The organism is Rhizobium sp. KNZ14-9A, assembly GCF_056755015.1.
Map to the genome: position 1 here is coordinate 370,508 of NZ_JBPGXB010000002.1, position 23,488 is coordinate 393,995.

Annotated in this window: 24 protein-coding genes; 14 read left to right on the forward strand and 10 right to left on the reverse strand. The window is 60.7% G+C overall.

Going from position 1 to position 23,488, the window contains the following annotated elements; all coding sequences use genetic code 11:
- Positions 1-6: 6 nt before the first annotated feature.
- Positions 7-3,417, forward strand: coding sequence for a response regulator (locus ACR9ZQ_RS07920; protein WP_481427481.1), 3,411 nt, complete (start codon positions 7-9; stop codon positions 3,415-3,417).
- Here ACR9ZQ_RS07920 and mnmC2 read toward each other — a convergent pair.
- Positions 3,411-4,133: a tRNA (5-methylaminomethyl-2-thiouridine)(34)-methyltransferase MnmC2 gene (mnmC2, locus tag ACR9ZQ_RS07925; protein WP_481427482.1), complete on the reverse strand. Its 723-nt coding sequence runs from the start codon at positions 4,131-4,133 to the stop codon at positions 3,411-3,413. The genes ACR9ZQ_RS07920 and mnmC2 overlap by 7 nt on opposite strands.
- Between mnmC2 and ACR9ZQ_RS07930 the strand changes: the two genes are divergently transcribed.
- From ACR9ZQ_RS07930 to ACR9ZQ_RS07975, 10 genes are all read left to right on the forward strand, one after another.
- The gene (locus tag ACR9ZQ_RS07930; RefSeq protein WP_481427483.1) at positions 4,132-5,310 is read left to right on the forward strand and encodes an NAD(P)/FAD-dependent oxidoreductase; all 1,179 of its coding nucleotides are present in this window, start codon (positions 4,132-4,134) and stop codon (positions 5,308-5,310) included. The two genes, mnmC2 and ACR9ZQ_RS07930, sit on opposite strands and share 2 nt — an antisense overlap.
- 116 nt (positions 5,311-5,426) lie before the next feature.
- Positions 5,427-6,134 carry a DUF1045 domain-containing protein gene (locus ACR9ZQ_RS07935; protein WP_310386749.1) on the forward strand — a complete coding sequence of 236 codons (708 nt, stop codon included), beginning with the start codon at positions 5,427-5,429 and terminating at the stop codon, positions 6,132-6,134.
- A gap of 99 nt (positions 6,135-6,233) precedes the next feature.
- Positions 6,234-7,157: an allantoinase PuuE gene (gene puuE, locus ACR9ZQ_RS07940; RefSeq protein ID WP_481427484.1), complete on the forward strand. Its 924-nt coding sequence runs from the start codon at positions 6,234-6,236 to the stop codon at positions 7,155-7,157.
- Positions 7,157-7,654 (forward strand): 2-oxo-4-hydroxy-4-carboxy-5-ureidoimidazoline decarboxylase, encoded by a 498-nt coding sequence (uraD, locus tag ACR9ZQ_RS07945; RefSeq protein ID WP_481427485.1) that lies wholly within the window; start codon positions 7,157-7,159, stop codon positions 7,652-7,654. The genes puuE and uraD overlap by 1 nt, the downstream gene beginning before the upstream one ends.
- A complete protein-coding gene (alc, locus tag ACR9ZQ_RS07950) occupies positions 7,655-8,677 on the forward strand; it encodes an allantoicase (RefSeq protein ID WP_481427486.1) in 1,023 nt (340 codons plus the stop codon).
- A gap of 57 nt (positions 8,678-8,734) precedes the next feature.
- A complete protein-coding gene (locus ACR9ZQ_RS07955) occupies positions 8,735-9,022 on the forward strand; it encodes a nucleotidyltransferase family protein (protein WP_481427487.1) in 288 nt (95 codons plus the stop codon).
- On the forward strand, positions 9,019-9,381 hold the full coding sequence (locus ACR9ZQ_RS07960) for a HepT-like ribonuclease domain-containing protein (protein WP_481427488.1): 363 nt from the start codon (positions 9,019-9,021) through the stop codon (positions 9,379-9,381). Before ACR9ZQ_RS07955 ends, ACR9ZQ_RS07960 begins: the two co-directional genes overlap by 4 nt.
- A 5-nt stretch (positions 9,382-9,386) precedes the next feature.
- On the forward strand, positions 9,387-9,887 hold the full coding sequence (locus ACR9ZQ_RS07965) for an ureidoglycolate lyase (protein WP_310386760.1): 501 nt from the start codon (positions 9,387-9,389) through the stop codon (positions 9,885-9,887).
- Positions 9,884-10,240, forward strand: a complete 357-nt coding sequence (uraH, locus tag ACR9ZQ_RS07970) for a hydroxyisourate hydrolase (protein WP_113323246.1) — start codon at positions 9,884-9,886, stop codon at positions 10,238-10,240. The genes ACR9ZQ_RS07965 and uraH overlap by 4 nt, the downstream gene beginning before the upstream one ends.
- Position 10,241: 1 nt before the next feature.
- Positions 10,242-11,003 carry a metallophosphoesterase family protein gene (locus tag ACR9ZQ_RS07975; protein WP_481427489.1) on the forward strand — a complete coding sequence of 254 codons (762 nt, stop codon included), beginning with the start codon at positions 10,242-10,244 and terminating at the stop codon, positions 11,001-11,003.
- On the opposite strand, the gene ACR9ZQ_RS07980 is transcribed toward ACR9ZQ_RS07975, so the two are convergent.
- The 3 genes from ACR9ZQ_RS07980 to ACR9ZQ_RS07990 form a co-directional block, all read right to left on the reverse strand.
- Positions 10,984-12,126, reverse strand: coding sequence for an alpha-hydroxy acid oxidase (locus tag ACR9ZQ_RS07980; RefSeq protein WP_481427490.1), 1,143 nt, complete (start codon positions 12,124-12,126; stop codon positions 10,984-10,986). The genes ACR9ZQ_RS07975 and ACR9ZQ_RS07980 overlap by 20 nt on opposite strands.
- Before the next feature lie 98 nt (positions 12,127-12,224).
- Entirely contained in the window at positions 12,225-13,532 is a 1,308-nt protein-coding gene (gene guaD, locus ACR9ZQ_RS07985) for a guanine deaminase (RefSeq protein WP_481427491.1), read from the reverse strand.
- Positions 13,529-14,767: a urate hydroxylase PuuD gene (locus ACR9ZQ_RS07990; RefSeq protein ID WP_310386768.1), complete on the reverse strand. Its 1,239-nt coding sequence runs from the start codon at positions 14,765-14,767 to the stop codon at positions 13,529-13,531. The genes guaD and ACR9ZQ_RS07990 overlap by 4 nt, the downstream gene beginning before the upstream one ends.
- A gap of 168 nt (positions 14,768-14,935) precedes the next feature.
- Here ACR9ZQ_RS07990 and ACR9ZQ_RS07995 point away from each other — a divergent pair, with 168 nt between their 5' ends.
- A complete protein-coding gene (locus ACR9ZQ_RS07995) occupies positions 14,936-15,130 on the forward strand; it encodes a hypothetical protein (RefSeq protein WP_310386770.1) in 195 nt (64 codons plus the stop codon).
- A 1-nt stretch (position 15,131) separates the two neighbouring features.
- Here ACR9ZQ_RS07995 and ACR9ZQ_RS08000 read toward each other — a convergent pair whose 3' ends face one another.
- Together ACR9ZQ_RS08000 and ACR9ZQ_RS08005 are read right to left on the reverse strand one after the other, a co-directional pair.
- Positions 15,132-15,386, reverse strand: a complete 255-nt coding sequence (locus ACR9ZQ_RS08000) for a hypothetical protein (RefSeq protein WP_481427492.1) — start codon at positions 15,384-15,386, stop codon at positions 15,132-15,134.
- Between the two features lie 112 nt (positions 15,387-15,498).
- Entirely contained in the window at positions 15,499-17,028 is a 1,530-nt protein-coding gene (locus ACR9ZQ_RS08005; protein ID WP_481427493.1) for a winged helix-turn-helix domain-containing tetratricopeptide repeat protein, read from the reverse strand.
- Between the two features lie 251 nt (positions 17,029-17,279).
- On the opposite strand from ACR9ZQ_RS08005, the gene ACR9ZQ_RS08010 reads away from it, so the two are divergent.
- Positions 17,280-17,612, forward strand: coding sequence for a hypothetical protein (locus tag ACR9ZQ_RS08010; RefSeq protein ID WP_113323240.1), 333 nt, complete (start codon positions 17,280-17,282; stop codon positions 17,610-17,612).
- Between the two features lie 36 nt (positions 17,613-17,648).
- On the opposite strand, the gene ACR9ZQ_RS08015 is transcribed toward ACR9ZQ_RS08010, so the two are convergent.
- Positions 17,649-18,545, reverse strand: coding sequence for a LysR substrate-binding domain-containing protein (locus tag ACR9ZQ_RS08015; RefSeq protein WP_481427494.1), 897 nt, complete (start codon positions 18,543-18,545; stop codon positions 17,649-17,651).
- A 100-nt stretch (positions 18,546-18,645) separates the two neighbouring features.
- Between ACR9ZQ_RS08015 and ACR9ZQ_RS08020 the strand changes: the two genes are divergently transcribed.
- Positions 18,646-18,843, forward strand: coding sequence for a hypothetical protein (locus tag ACR9ZQ_RS08020; RefSeq protein WP_481429284.1), 198 nt, complete (start codon positions 18,646-18,648; stop codon positions 18,841-18,843).
- On the opposite strand, the gene xdhC is transcribed toward ACR9ZQ_RS08020, so the two are convergent.
- Genes xdhC through xdhA form a run of 3 tightly spaced genes read right to left on the reverse strand, consistent with a single transcriptional unit; the run spans position 18,819 to position 23,475 of the window.
- Positions 18,819-19,670: a xanthine dehydrogenase accessory protein XdhC gene (gene xdhC, locus ACR9ZQ_RS08025; protein WP_481427495.1), complete on the reverse strand. Its 852-nt coding sequence runs from the start codon at positions 19,668-19,670 to the stop codon at positions 18,819-18,821. The two genes, ACR9ZQ_RS08020 and xdhC, sit on opposite strands and share 25 nt — an antisense overlap.
- 2 nt (positions 19,671-19,672) lie before the next feature.
- On the reverse strand, positions 19,673-22,009 hold the full coding sequence (xdhB, locus tag ACR9ZQ_RS08030; protein ID WP_481427496.1) for a xanthine dehydrogenase molybdopterin binding subunit: 2,337 nt from the start codon (positions 22,007-22,009) through the stop codon (positions 19,673-19,675).
- On the reverse strand, positions 22,009-23,475 hold the full coding sequence (gene xdhA / locus ACR9ZQ_RS08035; protein ID WP_481427497.1) for a xanthine dehydrogenase small subunit: 1,467 nt from the start codon (positions 23,473-23,475) through the stop codon (positions 22,009-22,011). Before xdhA ends, xdhB begins: the two co-directional genes overlap by 1 nt.
- Positions 23,476-23,488: the final 13 nt, after the last annotated feature.

A 23,488-nucleotide genomic window follows, 5' to 3' on the forward strand; every position in this document is an offset into this window, starting at 1 on the left:
GATTTTTTGAATTTTACCGGGGAACTCTTGGAGCTGGCCTGCCGCCGGATCGCTGATCTGGATACCCCGGCCTATGTCAAAAACAGCGAACTCCGCTATGTCGCCGTCAACGAGGCCTATGCCCGCTTCTTCGGCCGCGAGATTTCCGATTTCATCGGGCGGCGCAGCCGCGAACTCTTCGACCGGCCGGAAGAAGAGGAGCGCGAGGATCGCGAACGCCGTGCGCTGGTGTTCGGTACGGAAGAGAGCGCCATTTCATTCGATGCCGCAGGCCTCAGCCATGAGCGCGTGCTGATCGAGAGCTTTTCGCCTTCCCAGGACCGGGCCTATGTGCTCGGCATCTTCGATGCACGCGAACCGCGCCGCGCCATTCCAGAGGTGGCGGATACGATGGCGACCGATCTCGGCCGCATCCGCGAAGCGCTCGAAAATCTCGATCATCCGATCGGCATCTTTGCCGATGACGGCCGGCCGCTGATCGTTAATGCCGCCTATCGGAGTGGCAGCAGGTATGCGCCCGACGGCAGCAAGTCTGCGCCTGGTGGCAGCAAGCCTGGGCCTGTGGGTGAGACTGCCTGGCATGAAAGTGTGAGGGAGCGCGATCTGCTGCGCACCATCATGGAGGATCTCCCGGTCGCCGCCTTCGTGCGAGACGAGGACCACCGGCTGGTCTATGCGAACCAATATTACGAGACCTTCACCGGCCATGCCCGCTCCAAGGTACTCGGCCTGACCGAGCACGACATGTTCGGGCAGGAGGCGGGTGAGGCGATCTACCGGGAAAACCTGCGGGCGCTGAAAAACGGCGCGCTGACCGAAGTCGAGAGCTACCTGCCGAATACCGACGGCGAAATCTTCCAGGTGATCTCCCGTGTCAACCGGGTCGTAACACCAGATGGCAAGCACTATGTCGTCGGCTCCTTCTCCGACATCACGCCCCTGAAGGCGCGCGAGAAGGAACTGATCGAGGCGCGCAAGCATGAGGAAGTGCTGCATCAGGAAATCGAGAGCATCCTGCGCTCGCTTCCGGTCGGCGTGCTCATCCTCGACAACGACCACACCATTCTCTACGTCAATGACGAGTTCTACAGCATCTGGGAGCTGCCGCTCGACGACCGTTTCGATGGGCGGCCGTTCATCGATGTCATCAAGCGCAATTACGAACTCGGCCGCTATGGTGAGACGCAGACACCGGAAGAGATCTACGGATTTCGCAAGGGGCTTTTCGAGGCTGATAATCCGGAGCCGATCGAGCTTGACTGGGCCGCGGGCAAGTCGGTCATTTTCGACAGCCGGCGCATTTCCAGCAACCGTATCCTGCTGACCTATTCCGATATTTCCTCGGTGCGTGAGCGCGAGAGGGAAATCCACGAGGCTCGTGCAGCGCTGGAAAATCTCGGCGAGATGATGCGCGATGCGACGCATGCCATGCCGCAGGGGCTTGCGATCGTCCAGGACGGCCTGATCAAGCTTTCCAATGACGGGCTGGCCGAGGTGCTGCGCATTCCGGCCGAACTGACGGAAGTTGGCCGGGAATGGATCGATCTCTTCCAGTTCTGCGCCAATCGCGGCGATTTCCACGACAAGGCGGTCGAAACGCTGGAGGGGTGGCGTGCCAATATCGCCGCGCGTCAGCCGATCTCCACCGTCTTCCACGTCGGCGGCGAGCGCTGGGTGAACATGGAAGCCACCATCAGCGAACGGCAGCACTGGGTGGCGCTATTTACCGATGTCACCGAGCTCAAGCGGCGCGAGGAGGAACTGACGCAGCTTCTGTCGCGCGCCGAGGCCGCAGACCGCGCCAAGTCGGAGTTCCTTGCCAATATGAGCCATGAGATCCGCACGCCGATGAACGGCGTGCTCGGCATGGCGGAACTGCTTGCCAAGACCAATCTCGATACCCGCCAGAAGACCTTCGTCGATATCATCGTCAAGTCGGGCAATGCGCTCTTGACGATCATCAACGACATCCTCGATTTCTCGAAGATCGATGCCGGGCAGATGAAGCTGCGCAAGGCGGCCTTCGATCTGATCGAGGCTGTCGAGGATGTGGCGACGCTGCTTTCCTCGCCCGCAGCCGAGAAGGATATCGAGCTTCTGGTGCGCGCGGCACCCGATCTGCCTGCAGCCGTCATCGGCGATGCCGGGCGTTTCCGCCAGATCGTTACGAACCTCGTCGGCAATGCGGTGAAATTCACGGAGCGCGGCCATGTCTTCGTCGATATCGGCTCGGAGCAATCCGCCGGCGGCGAGATCATGATCAGCATCCGCATCGAGGATACCGGCATCGGCATTCCGCCCGAGAAGGTGGAAACGGTCTTCGACAAATTCTCGCAGGTCGACGCTTCGTCGACCCGGCGGCATGAGGGCACGGGCCTAGGCTTGGCAATCACTGCCGGTCTCGTCGATCTTTTCGGCGGTTACATCGATGTCGAAAGCGAATGGGGCAAGGGTTCGGTCTTTACCGTCAAGCTGCCTTTCGCCATCGCCGCCGCCCGCATCGAGCCGAAGCCTTTGCCGATCAACGTGCAGGGTGCGCGCGTTCTCGTCGTCGACGACAATGAGGTCAATCGCCGGATCCTCACCGAACAGCTCGGCCTCTGGGGCTTTGACGGCGTTGCCGCAGAGGGTGGCGCCACAGGCTTTGCCATTCTGGAGGCTGCCGCTGATCTCGGCATCAAGGTCGATGCCGTCGTGCTCGATTATCATATGCCCGACATGAACGGCGCCGAAGTCGCCCGACGCCTTCGCGCTGACAGCCGTTTCGTAGAGCTGCCGATCATCTTCCTGACCTCTATGGATATTTCCGGAACGGAGAAGGAGTTTGCGGCGCTGAACGGCCATGCGCATCTGATGAAGCCGGCGCGCGCCAATTTGCTGCGTAATACGGTCGTCGAGGTGGTGCGGGCAAGCCGCGTCAAACAGGCCTCCGAGGCCGAGATTGCGCGGCTGCAGAAAGAGATCGAGGTGCCGCCGCCGGCACCCGCACCTGCTCCGCAAAGACGAGCGGCCGATTTCGTCGATGTGCTCGTCGCCGAGGACAACGAGGTCAACCAGATCGTCTTCACGCAGATCCTGCAGGGAACCGGGCTTTCCTTCCTCGTCGTCAACAACGGCGAGGAAGCGGTGGAGGCCTGGGAGCATCATACTCCGCGGCTGATCATGATGGATGTCTCGATGCCTGTCATGAACGGCCATCAGGCGACCAGGCTGATCCGCGAGAAGGAACAGGGGCAGGGGCATCGCGTGCCTGTCATCGGGGTCACCGCACATGCGCTGGAAAGCGACCGCGAGCTTTGCCTCGATGCCGGCATGGACGATTACATGTCCAAGCCGATCAGCCCGGAACTTCTGGAAGATAAGATCCGCCAGTGGCTTGGTGGCGGCGAATTGCAGCCGGGTCGCTCCGGCTACTGAGGCTTTACCCCGCAGAGCATTTCCCGCTTGCCGGCAAAGCCCTTGCGACGCTCCACGTCGAAGCCGGCGGCCGTGAGATTGCGGCGCACGAAGCCCGCGGCGGCATAGGTCGCAAAGCTTCCGCCAGCAGCAGTCTTTTCGCAGACGAGACGCATCAGTTCTTCCGACCACATATCGCTGTTGCGCGAGGGGGCGAAGCCGTCGAGATACCAGGCGTCGAATCCGAGAGCGGCTTCAGAAACCCCATCGATCGCACGGCCGCAGACGACGCTGAGCCTCGTCTGCTCATCCAGATCGAGCGAGACGATGCCTTTGGGAATATCCGGCCAGATGGCGGCGAGGGCCTGCCGCTCGGCATCGATCTCGGGCCAATGGGCCAGCGCGCGGTCGATTTCCGCGCGGCGCATCGGATAGAGCTCGAAGGACATGAAATGCAGATGCTGTCCGGACTGACGATAAAGCTTCCATTGCCGCCAGGTCTCTGAGAAATTCAGCCCGGTGCCGAAGCCGAGTTCGCCAATGAGAAACGTTGGGCGGCCGCTCCATCGATCAGGCAGGCCGTTTCCCGAGAGGAAGACGTGGCCGCATTCCAGCCTTCCATCGGTCTGGCAATAAAAATGGTCGCCAAAGGCGGTCGAATAGGGCATATCGCCGTCGCGCCATTCGAGGGGCTGCGGCTTGCCCGCGCCGATCTGATCGGGATTGATGTCTGTCATGGAAAAAGCCGATAATCCCGCCCCGGCCTCGGGTCAATCATCGATCGATCTCCTCATTGTCGGCGGCGGCATTATGGGCCTGTGGGCAGCCGTGCATGCGGAGCGCAGTGGCATCAGCACTCTGCTTGTCGATGCAGGTCGGCTCGGCAGTGGCGCAAGCGGCGGACTGCTCGGTGCGCTGATGCCGCATATGCCGGATCGCTGGTCGGAAAAGAAGCAGTTTCAGTTCGATGCGCTGGTTTCGCTGGAGGCCGAGATTGCGACCATTGAGGCGGAAACCGGGCTCTCGGCCGGCTATCGGCGCTCCGGCCGGCTCATCCCGCTGCCGAAGCCGCATCTGCGCGAGATCGCCCTTGGCCATTCCAAGGATGCGGAGGCTCACTGGAGAGCGGGAGAGAGGCGTTTCCATTGGCATGTGCTGGATAGACCACCCGGTGAAGGCTGGATCGATCCGGCCGCTGGCGAGAGCGGTTTCGTGCATGACACGCTTGCCGCCCGCGTTGCGCCGCGTTCGCTGGTCGCCGCGCTCGAAGCCTTTCTGCGTCGCGCACGGCATGTGCGGGTGCTGGAGAATACGGAAATAGCAGAGATCGATGCAGCGCAGGGAACGGCCTCTATCGACGGCGGGACGATCGCCTTCGGCCGCTGCATCCTCGCAGCGGGATATCGCTCGTTTCCCTTTCTGGAAAAACTGACGCCCGGGTTGCGGAAACCTCTCGGGCAAGCCGTGAAAGGCCAGGCGGCCCTGCTTGCCGCCCATATCGATCCCGCCTTGCCGACAATCTTCCGCGATGGGCTTTATGTGGTCGCGCATGAGGGAGGGCACGTGGCTGTTGGTAGCACCAGCGAGAACAGCTTTGCCGATCCGCTTTCCACCGATGAGCAACTCGACGCGCTGATCGACGCCGCCCGTGATATGGCGCCAGTGCTGCGCGATGCGCCTGTCATCGAGCGCTGGGCCGGATTGCGTCCCAAGGCGATCGACCGCGATCCGATGGTCGGCGCGCATCCGGAGAATCACAATCTCATCGCCCTGACGGGTGGTTTCAAGGTCAGTTTCGGGCTCGCGCATCGGCTGGCGGAAGCGGCGATACGCATTGCAAGCGATGCAAATGCAGAATTTTTGTTGCCGGAAAGCTTTGCAATTTCAAACCACATCACAATCTCTTCACGTTAAACGTGAATTAGAAGCCGCTCCGCTTCGTTATTCTGTCATGCAAATCACCTATCTGCTTGCGCATCGACGGCGCGGGACGGGATCCCGCGCTCATTTCATCCGATGGAGGAAATCGCATGCGCTATGCCATTTGCTTCACGCCCCCCGCGAGCGATCCGCTCTCGCATGTGGCGGCCAATTGGCTTGGCCGCAACGTATTTTCAGGCGATATGGTCGAGCCCCCGGCAATCCGCGGCCTCGGGATCCATGAGATCGCCTTTCATACGGCAGTGCCGCGTCGCTATGGGTTTCACGGCGTGCTGAAGGCCCCTTTCCACCTCTCGCCCGAGGTTTCCGAATCGCAACTGCTGCGCGATCTGATGCGCTTTTGCGGGACGCTTTCGCCCTTCCAGATTCCGCGTCTGGAAGTTGCGCGCCTCGGCACTTTCTACAGCCTGTCACCGATCCGTCCTTGCGATCAGGTTCACTACCTCGCATCTGCTATCGTCCAGGAGTTCGACCGGTTTCGTGCGCCGCTCTCCGAGGCGGATATCGAGCGCAGCGATCCGGATGGACTGTCGGCCGCGCAATTCACGAACCTGCATCGCTGGGGTAATCCCTACGTGATGGACGAGTTCCGCTTTCATATGCCGGTCACAGGTCCGGTCAACGCGGTCGACATGCCGCGTATCGAGCAGGCACTGCGGTCACTGTTCGATCCGGTGCTTGCCGAACCGGTGACGGTCTCGAATGTCGCGCTGATGATCGAGGAGGGCACCGGCGGCCCGTTCCGTGTGCACTCGCTGCATCCGATGGGCAAGGTCAGCGCGCGCAAAATCGCCTGAGGCGGGCGCCTCGGGCCGAAGGCCAGTTACGCACTTTTACGGCTCGACATTCCGCTCACGGATGCTACCGTTTCACCTGTCTTTTCAAAAGGTGATTTGATGGTATCCGAGACCTATCCGCGCAATCTCATCGGCTACGGGCGCAATACGCCCGATCCGAAGTGGCCCGGCGAGGCACGCGTCGCAGTGCAGTTCGTCATCAATTACGAGGAGGGCGGCGAGAGCTCCATCCTCGACGGCGATCCGGCTTCGGAAAACCTGCTGTCTGAAATCGTCGGCGCGCAACCCTGGCCGAACCAGCGCAATCTCAACATGGAGTTGATCTACGAATACGGCTCCCGCGCCGGCTTCTGGCGGCTCTGGCGTCTTTTCACCGATCTCAAGGTGCAGGCGACCGTCTATGGCGTGACGCTTGCCATGGCCCGCAATCCGGAAGCGGTGGCCGCCATGAAGGAAGCGGGCTGGGAGATTGCCAGCCACGGCTACCGCTGGCTGGAATACAAGGATTTCCCCGAGGATCTGGAGCGCAAGCATATTCTCGAAGCCGTGCGCCTGCATACCGAGCTGACCGGTGAGCGGCCCTATGGCCTGTATCAGGGCAAGCCCTCCGACAATACGCTGAAGCTGGTGCAGGAGGAGGGCGGGTTCCTTTATTCGTCGGACTCTTATGCAGACGATCTGCCCTATTGGGTGAAGGGCATCGACGAAAATCCCTTCCTCATCATTCCCTATACGCTCGAAACCAACGACATGCGCTTTGCCACGCCGCAGGGCTTCAATTCCGGTGACCAGTTCTTCACCTACCTCAAGGACGCCTTCGATACGCTCTACGAGGAAGGCAAGGAAGGCAGTCCGAAGATGATGTCGGTCGGTCTGCACTGCCGTCTCGTCGGCCGGCCGGGACGCGTGGCGTCGCTGAGGCGCTTCATGGAATATGTGCTGAAGCACGACAAGGTCTGGATCCCTCGCCGTATCGAGATCGCGCGGCACTGGCATGCGAACCACAAGCCGGAAACAGTCTGATGATTTCGCGCAACGAATTTGTGTCCCGCTTCGGTGGGGTGTTCGAGCATTCGCCCTTCATCGCAGAACGGGCCTATGACGATGGTTTCGTCGGCGACAAGCTGACGGTGGATCGTGTGCACACGGAGCTCGTCGCCATTTTCCGCGCCGCGAGCAGAGAGGAGCGCCTCGGCGTCCTGCGTGCTCATCCCGATCTTGCCGGGCGGCTGGCGATATCGGGCGAGCTGACTGAAGACAGCAAAAAGGAACAGGCTGGTGCCGGGCTCGACCGGTTAAGCCCTGCCGAGCATGCGCGTTTCACCGAGCTCAATTCCGCCTATACGCAGAAATTCGGCTTTCCCTTCATCATCGCGGTGAAGGGGCTGAACAAGGACGATATCCTTGTGGCTTTCGAAAAGCGGATCGACAATACCAGCGACGAAGAATTCGTGACTGCGGCAGCTGAGGTCGAAAAGATCGCGCTGCTGCGCCTGACATCCATGCTTCCGGAGACCTGAATGACCGCTACGACCGATACCAGCCTGCCAGCTTTCGCCACGGGCGCCATCAATCTTGCCTCGGCCCGTCTCGGCGCCAAAGGTCTCTACGCCACGGACGAATTCTTCGCGCCGCTGGAGCGCATGCTGCAGGATGTGCCGGCAAGCTTCGATCCGGATCTCTACGACGATAACGGCAAGTACATGGACGGCTGGGAAAGCCGCCGCAAGCGCGTGCAGGGCCATGACTGGGCGATCGTGAAGCTCGCCATGCCGGGCCGCATCTTCGGCTTCGATATCGATACCAGCTATTTCACCGGCAACTATCCGCCGCATTGCTCGATCGAGGCGGCCTTCGTCGAGAGCGGCGATCCGACTGACGCGACCGCATGGACGGAAATCCTGCCCAAATCGCCGCTCGGCTCCAGCGCCCACCACTTCTTCGAGAATGCCGACAAGGAGAAGATCTGGACGCATCTTCGCCTGCATATTTACCCGGACGGTGGCGTGGCGCGTCTGCGCGTCTATGGCTCGGCCTATTTCGATTGGTCTAAGGTCGGCGCGGGCGAGGAGATCGACCTTGCCTATATCTTCAATGGCGCGAAGTCGCTTGCCTGGTCGGATGCGCATTACGGCCATCCCGACAAGCTGCTCGGCCCCGGCCGCGGCCTCAACATGGGCGACGGCTGGGAAACCAAGCGTCGTCGCGGCCCGGGTCACGACTGGGCGGTCATCCGCCTCGGTCATGCCGGCACGATCAAGCGCGTGATCGTCGACACCGCCTTCTACAAGGGCAATTTCCCCGACACTTGCGAACTGTTCGGCGCCTATCTGCCTGATCTCGGCGATACGCTCTCGGAGGCCGATATTGCCGCTTCGGAAAACTGGAAGCCGATCCTTCCGCGCAGCAAGCTGCAGATGGATCACATCCATGAATATGGCAGCGATACGATCGCCGATATCGGCCCCATCACGCATGTGCGCTACGCCATGCATCCGGATGGCGGCACGATGCGCCTCAGGCTCTATGGGGTGAAGGCTTGAGTTCTTTCCTCTCTCAGCCACGTCCCTTATATTCGCGGCATCAGGGTTGACGCCGCGATGAGACCGTCGGAAGTGCTGGAAAAGAACAGGCAGGCGATCCGCGAAGCGACCAAACGCTTCAACGCGGCGAACCCGCGTGTCTTCGGCTCCGTTGCCCGCGGCGAGGATCGGCCGGATCTGGATATTCTGGTGGATGCGCTGCCAGGCAGCACATTGCTGACGCTTGGTGGTTTGCAGGATGCTTTGGAGCAGATGATGATTGGCATGTCGATCCACTTGCTGACCCCCGGCGATTTTCCTGAATCGATCCGGACCCGGGTTCTTTCCGAGGCCAAGCCCATATGAACGAGAGCCGTATCCCGTATCTTCTGGAGCGGATGCGCTCGGCGGCGGCCGATGCTCAAGCAATGATCGCAGATGTCAGCAAGCAGCGGTTTCTTGAGGATATCATTTTGCAGCGTGCCGTCGGGATGAGCCTCCTAATGGCATCGGAGACGGCTGCTCAATTGATGAGGATCCATCCTGAATTCGCTGTCGAGCACCCCGAGTTTCCCTGGGGTGCGATGCGCGGCATGCGTAACCGCATTGCCGATGGCTATTTCGACATTGATCTGGAGAAGGTCTGGGCGACAGCCAAAGACGACGTGCCTGATCTGCTCGACAGGCTTGATCTTGTCCGCCACTGGCGTGCGCAAGGCGAGTAGTCCCAATGTCCCGCTTTATTGACGTCTCTCGCCTTACCAAATCTGCCTTCGCCCCGTTCGGTGAGGTGATCGAAGCCGATCCCACAAGCATGCGGCTGATCAATGGCGGCAACACCGAGCGTTTCCATGCGCTTGCCACGCCTGAAGCTGCAGGCGAGGGCGCTCGTATCATCATCAATCTCTTCCGTGGCCAGCCGCGCGGTTTTCCCTACGAGCTCGGCATGATGGAACGGCACCCGTTCGGCAGCCAGAGCTTCTCGCCGATATCAGGCCGTCCCTTCCTCGTCGTCGTTTCGGAAGATGAGGGCGGTCGTCCCGGTCGTCCGCAGGCCTTTCTCGCGCGCGGCGATCAGGGCGTCAATTACAGGCGCAATGTCTGGCACCATCCGCTGATGGCGCTCGGCGAGCCGAGCGATTTTCTCGTTGTCGATCGTGACGGGCCGGGCAACAATCTGGAAGAATTCTTTTTCGACGAACCCTTCATCATCAAAGAGCCAGGCCTATGACCGGACTGACCACTCATGTTCTCGATACAGCACTCGGCAAGCCGGCACAGGGGTTGAGGATCGATCTCTTTCACATCGAGGGTGAGCTTCGCCACCTTATCAAGACGGTCGAGACCAATGCCGATGGCCGCGTCGATGGCGGGCCGATCCTCACCGGCGAGAGCTTTCGCGCTGGTACCTATGAACTGCTTTTTCACGCCGGAGATTATCTGAGGGCAAACGGGACGCCTCTGCCGCATCCTGCCTTCCTCGATCTCGTGCCGATCCGCTTTGGCATTGCCGATATCGCGGCGCATTATCATGTGCCGCTGCTGATCTCGCCCTATGGCTATTCCACCTATCGCGGGAGCTGACATGCGCTTTGCCGCTATCGCCGATATCCATGGAAACTACCCCGCACTGGACGCTGTGCTGGCTGACATCGCTGCTCAAGGGATTACAGATATCGTCAATCTCGGCGATTGTTTCAGTGGCCCACTGGAGGCGGGCAGGGTGGCCGACCGGCTGCTATCGCTCTCCATTCCGACCGTGCGCGGCAATCACGACCGCTATCTGATCGAAGGACCGCCGGAGGAGATGCATATCTCGGATGCTGCAGCCTATGCGCAGCTAGATGCAGCTCATTTCGATTGGCTACGGTCGCTGCCGGTCGACCTGATCTACAGGGATGAGGTCTATCTCTGCCACGCCACGCCCGAGGATGACAACCTCTATTGGTTGGACATGGCCGTTGCCGACGGCAGCGTGGTGCTGCGGCCGCAGGCAGAGATCGAAGCGCTGGCGGAAGGTATCGAAAGGCCATTGATCCTGTGTGGTCACACGCATATTCCGCGCATGGCAGCACTTTCAGGCGGCCGTCTTATAGTCAATCCCGGCAGCGTCGGCGGCCCGGCCTATGACGATGACAAGCCCTATCCGCACAAGGTCGAAACCGGCCACGCGATGGCGAGTTATGCGGTGCTGGAAAAATCGGCCAGTGGATGGACGGCACAATTCCGCAATGTCCGATACGACAACATGGCGATGTCGGTGCTGGCAGAAGCCAATGGACGCCCGGAATGGGCATCTGCGCTCGCGACAGGCCGATGCCGTAACCTTACTGTCGTCCGGCGATGATGGAGGAATCGACGTCCTTGATGTCGCGCTTGCCGCACAGCGCCATGGTCATGTCCATCTCCTTGCGAATGATGTCTAGCGCCAGTGTCACGCCCTCTTTGCCCATGGCGCCGAGGCCATAGAGGAAAGGCCGGCCGATATAGGTGCCGCGCGCACCGAGCGCCACGGCTTTCAACACATCCTGACCGGCGCGTATGCCGCCATCCAAATGCACCTCGATGCGGTCGGCGACAGCATCGACGATCCTCGGCAACATGCTGATCGAGGAGGGGGCGCCATCGAGCTGGCGGCCACCGTGGTTGGACACGATAATGGCGTCGGCCCCAGTATCTACGGCCTGTTTTGCATCCTCGACATCGAGGATGCCCTTGATGATCAACGGGCCGCCCCACTGTTCCTTGATCCAGGCGACATCCTTCCATGACAGCTGTGGATCGAACTGTTCATGCGTGAAAGTCGAGATCGATGAGAGGTCGGTGACACCCTTGGCGTGGCCGAGAATATTGCCGAAGCTGCGTCGCTTCGTCTTCATCATGTCCATGCACCAGAAGGGGCGCGTCGCCATCTGCCAGATATGTTTCGGCGTGAATTTCGGCGGCGCTGAGAGGCCGTTGCGCAGGTCCTTGTGGCGCTGACCGAGGATCTGCAGGTCGGCGGTCAGCACCAGGGCGGAGCATTTGGCGGCCTTGGCGCGATTGATGAGATCGATCACGAAGCCCCTGTCGCGCATGACATAGAGCTGGAACCAGAAGGGTTTGGTCGTAACCGAAGCGACATCCTCGATCGAGCAGATGCTCATCGTCGAGAGCGTGAAGGGCACGCCGAATTCTTCCGCCGCACGCGCCGCCAGCATTTCACCGTCGGCATGCTGCATGCCGGTCATGCCGGTGGGCGCAAGCGCCACCGGCATCGACACCTTCTGGCCGATCATCGTCGTCTCAAGCGTGCGGTTGGTCATGTCGACCAACACCCGCTGGCGCAGCTTGATGTCCCGAAAATCGGCTTCGTTGGCGGCATAGGTCGATTCCGTCCAGGCGCCGGAATCCGCGTAGTCAAAGAACATCTTCGGGACGCGGCGCTGAGCCATTTTCTTGAGATCGGCGATGGTCAGCGGCTTGGCCATGAGCGAACTTTCACATCTGATGATGTGGTCGAATACCACGCTTTCTCAGTCTTTGGTATTTGATTTCAGAGGAGTTTTACCATCAGGCCATCGCCTTGCTAAAGCCCGCTTTTCATTGCGACGCCCGCCACATAAGTCTCCGCCACAGCGCGGTCGTCGCCCATGGTTTGCAGCAGGAACAGTTCCTCCGGAAGCGTCTTCACCACTTCCATCTTCAAAGCCATAGCAGGTGTCGCTGCGGCGTTGAGAACGATGAGGTCGGCGTCCGTGCCGGGCTCCAGTGAGCCGATTTTGTCAGCCAGCGACAGCGCCTCGGCATTGCCGAGCGTCATGTAGTAATAGCTGTCCAGCGGGTTCAGTCGTTCGCCCAGCAATTGCTGGATCTTGTAGGCCTCATCCATGGTCCGCAGCATGGAATAGCTGGAGCCGCCGCCAATATCCGTGGCAACGCCGATGCGAACGGGCTTCTCGCGGCGGGCGAATGCCTTCAGCGGGAAGAGGCCGGAGCCGAGGAAGAGGTTGGAGGTCGGGCAATGGACGGCGACCGCGCCGGTCTCGCTCATGGCATCCGCCTCACGCTCCGAAAGATGGATGGCATGGCCGAAGAGACTTTTTGGTCCGAGCAGGCCATAGCGGGCGTAGATGTCGGTGTAGTCGATCGCTTCCGGATAGAGCTCGCAGCTGAATTTGATCTCGTCGTGGTTTTCCGACAGATGCGTCTGGATGTGCAGATCGGGGAATTCGCGGGCGAGTGCTGCCGTCGCCTCCATCTGGGCGGGCGTCGAGGTGATCGCGAAGCGCGGTGTGATGGCGACGTGGTTGCGGCCCTTGCCGTGCCAGTCGGCAATCACCTGCCGGGTCTCGTCATAACCCATCTCCGGCGTATCGAGCAGGCCTTGCGGAGCATTGCGGTCCATCATCACCTTACCGCCGACCATGCGCATGTTGCGGCGCATGGCCTCCGCGAAATAGGCATCGGCCGAGGTCTTATGAACAGAGCAATAGGCAACGGCCGTCGTCGTGCCGTGGCGGATCAGCTCGTCGTAGAAATGCGTCGCGATCCTCTGCGCATGGGCGCTTTCGACGAAGCGGCATTCCTCCGGGAATGTGTAGGTATTCAGCCATTCCAGAAGGTTTGCGGCATAGGAGGCAATGACCTGCATCTGGGGAAAGTGAAGGTGCATGTCGATGAGGCCAGGCATGATCAGATGCGGATGGTGATCGATTTCGGCGACCTCGGCAGGTGCCTTGGCCCTGACGTCAGCATAGGTGCCGACAGCGGCGATGATGCCATCCTCAATCAACAGACCGCCGTCTGTCTCGTAGAGATAGCTCTCGCTATCGGCAAGGCTGAGCGGGGCACGGCGAAAGGAGAGCAGGCGCCCGCGCAGGAGTATCGTGGTCATTCTTGTTTGCCTTCGACTGCGCTTTCGAACCAGGCGACGAGCAGCTTGCGCTCATCGGGCGTAATGTCGGTCACGTTGCCCGGCGGCATGGCATGGCTTCGACCGGCCTGTATATAGATTTCGCGCGCATGTGCGGCAATTTCCGCGTCATTTTCCAGAATCACGCCGTTTGGTGGCCGGGCGATGCCCTCATAGACCGGTTCTGCCGCATGGCACATGGAACAGCGCGTGCCGATCAGCTGCTTCACGGCGGGAAAATGCGGATCGCCGGCAAATTGCTGGAAGGCGGGAGCGACGGAGGCATTCTGATCCTCGCCAGTCAGCAATTTGGGCACGGTCGACAGCCACATGATGAGGATGAAGAGCACGACCGTGACGATCCAGGTCCAGGTCGGTCGGCCCTTGCGAGCATGGGTGGTGTTGAACCAGTGGCGGATCGTCACGCCCATCAGGAAGACGAGTGCGGCGATCACCCAGTTGAAGGCAGTGCCGAAAGCCAGCGGATAGTGGTTCGACAGCATGAAGAAGATGACGGGCAGCGTCAGGTAGTTGTTGTGGAGCGAGCGCTGCTTGGCCATGTAGCCATATTTGGCATCCGGCGTGCGACCGGCGATCAGGTCGGCAACGACGATCTTCTGGTTGGGGATGATGATCATGAAGACGTTGGCCGACATGATCGTGGCGGTGAAGGCGCCGAGATGCAGGAAGGCGGCTCGGCCGGTGAAGACCTGCGTATAGCCCCAGGCCATGAAGACCAGCACGACGTAGAGGACCGCCATCAGGCCCCAGGTGTTCTTGCCGAGCGGCGACTTGCAGAGCAGATCGTAGATGATCCAGCCGCCGGCGAGAGACGCGAGCGAGATCAGGATCGCCACCGGCTTCGAGATATCGAGCACGTGGCGATCGATGAGGAACAGGTCGGCGCCGCCATAATAGACGATGCAGAGCATCAGGAAGCCGGAGAGCCAGGTGAAATAGCTCTCATATTTGAACCAGGTCAGGTGTTCCGGCATTTCAGCCGGCGCCACCAGATATTTCTGGATATGGTAGAAACCGCCGCCATGCACCTGCCATTCCTCGCCGTGAACACCGGCGGGTAGATGCGGACGTTTCACCAGGCCGAGGTCGAGCGCGATGAAATAGAAGGACGACCCGATCCAGGCGATCGCGGTGACGACATGGAACCAGCGCGCCGCAAAGGCCAGCCACTCCCAGGCTATTGCATATTCATACATTCAGTTCCCCTGTTCTTCTTCCCGACTCGTGAGATTGCGAGAAATTCCGGCGCGAGGAAAGGGGGCACGTGGGGTTTCTTGCCGCAGTGGAGATTGCAGGAAGAGCTTGCCGGGTGCGGCATTTGTGCTAGGGCATCGGCGACGACGCTAATAAGGAGCCGCTGAAACATGCAGATCGAAGTCCCTTGCCCGAAGTGCCGCAACACGCGCATGAAGTTTCCGCGCCCGCAGCCGATCGACAGCGACATCATCACCTGTTTCAGCTGCAATTTCGAACTTGGCACCTACGGATCGATCAAGACGAAAATGGTCGCGATGCTGAACCGCGTCACGGCTGCCGAACAGCAGCAGAAGAAGCACTAGTTTACGGTTTAGGCCGGTGCAGCTGTGCCGGCCGCGGCACGGGCCAGTTCACAGAGCGTGCCGGCCAGAACATCAGTCTCTTGCGGATGAAGGCCATTAGTCCGGCGGTCTGCGGATCGGCTGCGGCTGGGACTTTGGGCTCAGCGATACAATCGGCGACGTCTTCCAGCAGGCGGGCATCGAATGGACCGACAGACCGTGGGGCAGGAGCGAGTTTGCCCTGGTCGAGCGACAGGATCATCAAGGGCGATAACATCGGGACCTCCCAGAGTGCTGCGCTGTTTGCGCAATGAGAGGAGATTGCTCCGCCTGTATGCGTCGGGTCCTTTAGCGACAGCCTAAAAGATCCAAAGAATGACGAAAGCTTCCTAAGCTTCCGGCAGGCCTGCCTTGCGAAGGCCGGTCAGGACAAGGGCCAGGCGCTCCGGGACTTTGGTTACCTGCCCGGCCGCGATGCTTGCCAGCGTGCTACCGGGCGCGATGCGCAACAGATGCTGCAGGAAGCGTTTTGCTTCTTCCTGCCGCCCGAGAAACATGTTGTCGGTGATCAGAATCCAGACTGTTGGATCGAAATTCGGGTTTAGCGCCAGTGAGCGCGACGCCCAGAGAAGCGATTGCTCGTAGTTGCCGCGGATCATCTCGATGTCGGCGAGACCGCAAAAGGTGATATGGGCGTAGGGATCAAGCGGGCTCAGGCGGTGGGCACGCATGAGATATTGCTGCCCCTGATCGAGATTGCCGCAATGAACGTGGGCAATTCCGGCTCTTACGACAACGCTAAGGCTATTGGGATTGAGATCGACAGCGGCCTGCATGATCGCCAGACCCCAATCATATTCGCGTCCGACCTGAATGAGCGACATGCCGCAGGTGGCCATGATCGTAGCGTCGCCTCTCGCCAGTTCGATGCCACGGCGCGCGAGCGCGACGCATTTTTCTGCATCATCCCGCCCAAAAGGCGGCCAGCCCATCGTTCTGCGATGTTCGAGCGTATAGGACGCGAGCGCCAGGATACGCGCATTGTCCGGCTCGCGCTCGAGCGCTGCAGTCAATAGCGCGTGGGCCTCGGCATTCTGAGTGGAGGTTTCTGCAAGAATCTTCGGCAGGGTCTGCAGACAGATGTCATAGACGGAAATGCTGCCCGGCCGTTCCCGGCGTGCGCGTTCCAGCTCGGCTCGCTGGAGATGGGGCTCGATCCCTATGGCGACAGATTCGGTAATGCGGTCCTGAAATTCGAAGACGTCTTCGAGATTGCCGTCAAAGCTTTGCGCCCAGAGCTGAACATTGGCCGAGGCATCCACCAGCCGGGCATAGATGCGCAGTCTGTTGCCGGATTTGCGCAGGCTGCCTTCCAGCACATATTTGACGCCGAGTTCGATTGCGATTTTTCTGATATCGCCCACGTCCCGATAAACGAAGCTGGTATTGCGGGCGATGACGGCAAAGGATTTGAAGCGGCTGAGCGCAGTAATGATGTCATCGACGACGCCATCGGCAAAATATTGCTGCTCGGGATCTCCGCTCAGGTTTTCGAATGGCAGCACCGCGAGCGATGGGACGACCTGTTCCCCGATGTTCGCGAGCGGAGCCTGGTTCCTGAAAAGGCGATAGCCGAGGCGCGGCAGTGTCACGATCCATTCCTGCCCGTCCGGCCGCGGCCCGAGCGCCTTGCGCAGATGGGCGATCTGGACGGAAAGATTGCCTTCCTCGACCATCAGTCCCGGCCAGCCCGCTTCGATCAAAGCGTCTTTTCCGACCGGGCGTCCGTCGGCGTCGAGCAGCGCCTTGAGCAATGAAATCGCGCGCTGGCCGAGCGGGACTGGCTGGCCATCCCGCCGCAGCATGCCGCTGCCGGGGTCAAGCATGAAACGGCCGAAAGCATAGCGCTGCTCTTCCATCACAATACTTATATCCGCGCAATTTGAGGTGGCAATCTGGTTGATTGCTGTGCTGTCGGGCGGATGTGGCATTCGCATGCCTTAAAAAACATCAGATTTCTGCGACATTTTATCCACCGCGGGTGTTCCGATGTGGAGCAGCCGATTCCTTGAAATGTGAAGATCGGGTTACAGTTTTGAAACACAGGCCGCCGGGAAAGGGTGGAAACCGCTAAAGACCGGCGGCGCATTCATCGACGGAGAAGATGCCCATGCGCAGCATTCTGACATGCGTGATGATTGCATATGCGTCGTTCGCGGCAGCCCACGACGCCGGTACGGGGTGGAGTTACGACCCCTATTGTTGCAATGGAAATGCCGAAAACGGCGATTGCCAGATGATCCCGTCCAAGACTGTGGCCATAACGCCGGATGGCTATCGCGTGACGCTGAGGCCCGGCGATCACCGGCTGGTGACGCGAAGCCATGTCTTCCTGCTGCCGATGACCAGGGCGATGCATTCAGGCGATAGCGATTATCATATCTGCCTGTTCCCGAACGAAGACACCCCGCGATGTTTCTATGCGCCCGATATGGGTTACTGAGAGGATTTTAAGCCCTGTCGTCTTTGCGTGACATGTTCAGTCCTGCTCCACATCGAATTTCTGCAGCAGCCATTTCCGAAAATTCCTGATTTTCGGCACGTTTCGCCTGTTTTCAGGATAGGCGAGCCAATAGTCGCGTCCGTCATTGCCGGTCAGTTCGAAGGGTTGGTAAAGCCTTCCGGCGGCGACATCGTCCTGGAAATGGCCGGGATTGAGCATGGCGACACCGCCGCCGGCAATCGCGATGCTGGCATCGAGGATCTGGGTGCCGAATTCGCTTTTCGGATAGCGGGAGAGATCGGCATCCTTGACGCCTGCGGCCGCGAACCATTCTGCCCACCAGGAATTGCCGGCGCTGATCAGGAACAGTTTCAGAAGATCGGCGGGCTCGTGGATGCCGCCGATTTCGGCCGCGAGCTTGGGGCTCAGCATGGGGGAGTAGTCAAGTTTCATCAGCCGATGACTGATCAGGCCGGGCCAATCGCCGCGTCCCCAACGGATCGCCACGTCGGCAGCCTCTTTCTGGAAGTCGACGATCGTGCCTGAGGTGACGAGCCTGACGGCAATGTCCGGAAACTGCAGCTGGAAAGCGCCGATGTAACGCGAGAGCCATTGCTGGGCGAAGGTCGCCGTCGAATGGATCGTCAGCGTTTCCCCGGTCGTCTTACGCATCGAGGCCATGGCTTCGATCAGAATGTTGAATGCTTCGGAGACCCTGGGGGCCAGATGTTTACCTGCTTCCGTCAGCTCGATCTGGCGGGGCAAGCGCAGGAAGAGCGGCTCGCCGATATTCTCCTCCAGAAGCTTGATCTGGTAGCTGACGGCCGTCTGCGTCATGCCGAGCTCATCGCCGGCCCGGGTGAAACTGCCGAGCCGGGCCACGGCTTCGAAGACGCGCAGCGCATTCAGCGGGAACTGCTTCGACAGTTTCATGGATAAGTTCTCTTTATGGATGCAGACGGTTGTTCGATTGGAATTGCAGCATTTTTCCCGGCAAACTGCAATCATCTCATCAAACCATCAAGGTGATGTCATGGACTGCCAAGCTATCGAAGCGAGCCGTTCTCCTGCAAGAGAGGCATTGTTCACCGTCATCATTCGCCGACTGGCCCGGGGGATTGGCAGCCGGAGGCCGCGGCTGGATATCGACGTCACACCCGATCGCATCAAGCGCGATCTCGGTTTCCTGGATGGACGCGACCCGCGCTACGAGGATGACCGGTCGCGGTAGGCGGCAAGTGCGGTCAGGATTTCGGCCGCTGTCATGGCGGCGATCACTTCGGGGCGTTTGTCCTTCACGAAGGAACCGCCGATCGGCAAGGTAAGGCGCTCCAGCCAGGAGCGTTCGCCGCCGGCTTCGCGGGAAAGCCAGCTCGCAAAGGTCGCTCGTTTGGTCGCCGAACCGATCATGCCGGTATAGGCAAGGTCGGTGCGGGCAAGTGCTTCACGGGCGATCAGGAAATCAAGGGCATGATCGTGGGTCAGGATGACGAGTGCTGCGCCGGCGGGCATGTCCTTCACCAATGCCTCGGGCATCGGCACCAACAGGCTCTTCGTCGAGACCGGAAGATTGGCGAGTTCATCCCGCCGGGTCTCGATGACGGTGATGGAAAGCGGTAGTGGCGCGAGCGCCGCTGCAAGGGCGCGACCAACATGGCCTGCGCCGAAGACATAGACTTCCGGCAGGCGTTCGGCTTCACTTTCCTGCTTTTTCCCCAGTTCGTCCCTGACGGCATCGGTCACACGGCGGAAATGCAGTTGCGTGCGGCCGCCGCAGCACTGGCCGATTTCCGGCCCGAGCGGAATGTCCATCACATCAGTGCCGCCGGTGCCGGCAAGCAATTCCCGGGCATTGGCGATGGCGATGAATTCGAATTGGCCGCCGCCGATCGTGCCCCAGAGGCTTGCTGCCGAGACCAGCATGAAGGTGCCGGTGTCGCGCGGTGTCGAACCCTGCGTGCCTGATATCTCGATCAGGATCGCTTCGGGCTGGAGGGCCAGGAAGGCGCGGAAGTCGCTGCCGGGCACAAAACCGGAAAGGATTTCGCGCCGTGTCATGGCTACACCCTCTTCATCCTCTCGACCGCCATCAGCACGCGTTCAGGCGTTGCGGGCGCATCGAGATGGGGGCAGACGCGATAGTTGGCGACGCTGGCGACGGCCATGGAGAGCGCTTCCAGCACTGAAATCGCCAGCATGAAGGGCGGTTCGCCGACGGCCTTGGAGCGGCCGATGGTGGCTTCCGCATTCTCGGACCATTCGGCGAGCCGCACATTGAAGGTTTTCGGCCGGTCGGAGGCAAGCGGGATCTTGTAAGTGGAGGGCGCATGCGTGCGCAGGCGGCCCTTGTCATCCCACCACAATTCTTCGGTCGTCAGCCAGCCCATGCCCTGGACGAAGGCGCCTTCAACCTGGCCGATATCGATTGCCGGGTTCAGCGAGCGGCCGACATCGTGGAGAATGTCGGTGCGGTCGATCAGATATTCGCCGGTCAGCGTATCGATCGTGACCTCGGTGCAGGCAGCGCCATAGGCGAAATAGTAAAAGGGCGTGCCGCGGCCGGCCTGGCGATCCCAGTGGATCTTCGGCGTCTTGTAGAAGCCGGCGGCGGACAGCTGAACGCGAGCGAAGTAAGCCTGCTTTATGAAATCGGGGAAGGGGATTTCAATCTCGCCGACCCGCACGCGGTTCGGGAGGAAGACGATTTCCGAAACCGGAACCTCCCACTTTTCCGCCGCGAAGGCGAGCAGCCGTTCTTTGAGCTGGCGGGCGGCATCATAGGCGGCCATGCCGTTTAGGTCCGAACCGGAAGAGGCGGCGGTCGCCGAAGTGTTCGGCACCTTGCCCGTCGTGGTCGCTGTGATCTTCACGCGGTCGATATCGACCTGGAAGCTGTCCGCCAGCACCTGCGCCACCTTGGTATAGAGGCCCTGGCCCATTTCAGTCCCGCCATGGTTCAGGTGGATCGAGCCATCCTGATAGATATGGACGAGGGCGCCGGCCTGGTTGAAGGCGGTCATGGTGAAGGAGATGCCGAATTTCACCGGCGTCAGGGCGATGCCCTTGCGGATATAGCGGCTGTCGCGGTTGAATGAGACGATGGTGTTGCGTCGGGCGCGGTAGTCGGCGCTGTCCTCCAGCTCCTCGACCACGCGGGCGATGATATTGTCCTCGACTTCCTGATGATAGGGCGTGGTCGTGCGCCCGGAGCCTGGCTGGCCGTAGAAATTCAGCTTGCGGATATCGAGCGGATCCTTGCCGACGGAATAGGCGATCTCTTCGATGAAGCGCTCGGCGCCGAGCATGCCCTGCGGGCCGCCGAAACCGCGGAAGGCGGTGTTGGAGACGGTATGCGTCTTCAGCGGCTGCGAGGTCAGATGCACATGCGGATAGAAATAGCTGGAATCGGCGTGGAAGAGCGCACGGTCGGTCACCGGGCCCGACAGGTCCGACGAGAAGCCGCAGCGCGCCGAATAGGTGGCGTCGACAGCGTGGATGCGGCCTTCGTCATCGAAGCCGAGTTCATAATCGACGCGGAAATCATGGCGTTTGCCGGTGGCGCTCATGTCCTCGTCGCGATCGGGACGGAACTTGATGGCGCGCTTAAGCTTCTTGGCCGCGACCGCGGCGAGGGCTGCGAACTGGTTGCCCTGCGTTTCCTTGCCGCCAAAGCCGCCGCCCATGCGGCGCACATTCACGGTGACGGCATTCGAGGGAATATGCAGCACATGGCCGACGATATGCTGGATTTCGCTCGGATGCTGGGTCGAAGACCAGACGGTGACCTCGTCGTCCTCGCCTGGGATCGCCATGGCGATATGGCTTTCGAGGTAGAAATGCTCCTGACCGCCGATGCGCATACGGCCTGTCAGCCGGCGAGGGGCGTTTTCCATTTCGGTTTTCGCCTCACCGCGTTTCAGCGTCATCGGGGTGATCACAAGCGGGCTGCCGTTTTCGACGGCGCCGTCGATGTCGCTCCAGTGCGGCAAGTCGCGATATTCGATTTTTGCCATGCGGGCCGCACGACGAGCAGCCTCGCGGGTTTCGGCTATGACGGCGAAGATCGGCTGGCCGTGGAATTGAACCAGGGTTTCGGCAAGCAGCGGCTCGTCATGGCTGCCATTCGAGCTGACGTCGTTGATGCCGGGGATGTCCTTGCCGGTGAAGACCCAGACCACGCCGGGATGGGCCGCGACCTCCGACAGGTCCATCGAGATGATCTCGGCATGGGCGCGATCGGACATGCCGATAGCGCCGTGCAGGAGATCGGCGGGTTCGGGAATATCGTCGATATAATCGGCACTTCCGGTGACATGCTTATGCGCTGAATCATGGCGCAAGGACACATGCATCTGGCCGTTGATGAGCTTGCGGTCTTCGAAGGTGGATTTGTCCATCAGGCAACCTCCTCGAACCGCTTCAGTTCGGCAGGTGCGCCGACGGTTTCGAGATAGAAGCGCGTCAGCAGGTTCTTGGCCGTCAACTGGCGGTATTCCGCCGTAGCGCGCCAGTCCGTCAGCGGCTGGAAATCGGCATCAAAGGCAGGGCGTGCGGCCTCTATGGTCGCTTCCGTCCAGGGTTTGCCGATCAACTCGGCTTCGACGCTGCGGGCGCGCTTCGGCGTTGCCGCCATGCCGCCGAAGGCGATGTGGATCTCGGTCACGCGCTCGTCCTCACCAAGCACCAGATAGAAGGCGCCGAGCACGGCGGTGATATCCTCGTCGCGGCGCTTGCTGATCTTGTAGACGGCGAATTTGGCGTCCGCGACCGGGTGGGGCACGAAGACGCTTTCGACGAATTCGCCCGGCCGGCGATCCTGCTTGCCATAGGCGATGAAGTAATCTTCCAGCGGCAGAGTACGGGCGCCTCCGGCCGAGCGCAGCGTCAGCTGCGCGCCAAGCGCAATCAGCGGCGGTGGGCTGTCGCCGATCGGCGAGCCATTGGCGATATTACCGCCGATCGTGCCCATGTTGCGCACCTGATCGCCACCGATGCGGGTGATGAGGCGGGCAAAGGCGGGGATCTTCCGGGCGATGGTGTCGAGCGCGCGGGTGTAGGTGACGCCGGCGCCGATCGCGATGCCATATTCACCTGCAGTGATCGTCTGAAGCTCCGCCAGATGATTGATGAAGACCACGGGGTTCAGGTGCTGCATCTGCTTGGTGACCCAGAGGCCGACATCGGTGGAGCCGGCAATGACGGTTGCGGTCGGCTCGGCCGCCAGCACCCGCGCAAGCGCATCGACGGAGCGCGGCACGATGAGGCGGCCTTCTTCTGACACAATCGAAATCGTATCGGATGCTTGCATGGCCCAGAGGCGAGAGATGATTTCGGCACGGGTCTTCTCGAGCGGATCGAAGAGGGTGCTCGGCCGCTGCAGGCTCACCTGTTCGGCGGCCTTGACGATCGGCTCATAGCCGGTGCAGCGACAGAGATTGCCTTGCAGCGCCTTTTCGATCTCGGCACGGTCCGGCTTCTCGTTGGAGAGCCAGAGGCCATAAAGGGACATGATGAAGCCCGGTGTGCAGAAGCCGCATTGCGAACCATGGCAATCGACCATGGCCTGTTGCACCGGATGCAGCGTGCCGTCCTTGGCTGCCAGGTGCTCGATCGTCACCACATGGGTCGCGTGCAGCGAGCCGATGAAGCGGATGCAGGCATTGACGGATTCGTAGAAAAGCTTGCCGTCGATGAGCCGGCCGACCAGCACGGTGCAGGCACCGCAATCGCCTTCGGCGCAGCCTTCCTTGGTGCCCGTCAGCCGCCGCTTCAGCCGGAGAAAATCGAGAAGAGTCTCCGTCGGCCGGACCTTACTCAAGGAAACGTCCTCGCCATTGAGGATGAAGCGGATGCTGTCGTTCATGATATTCCCGGTT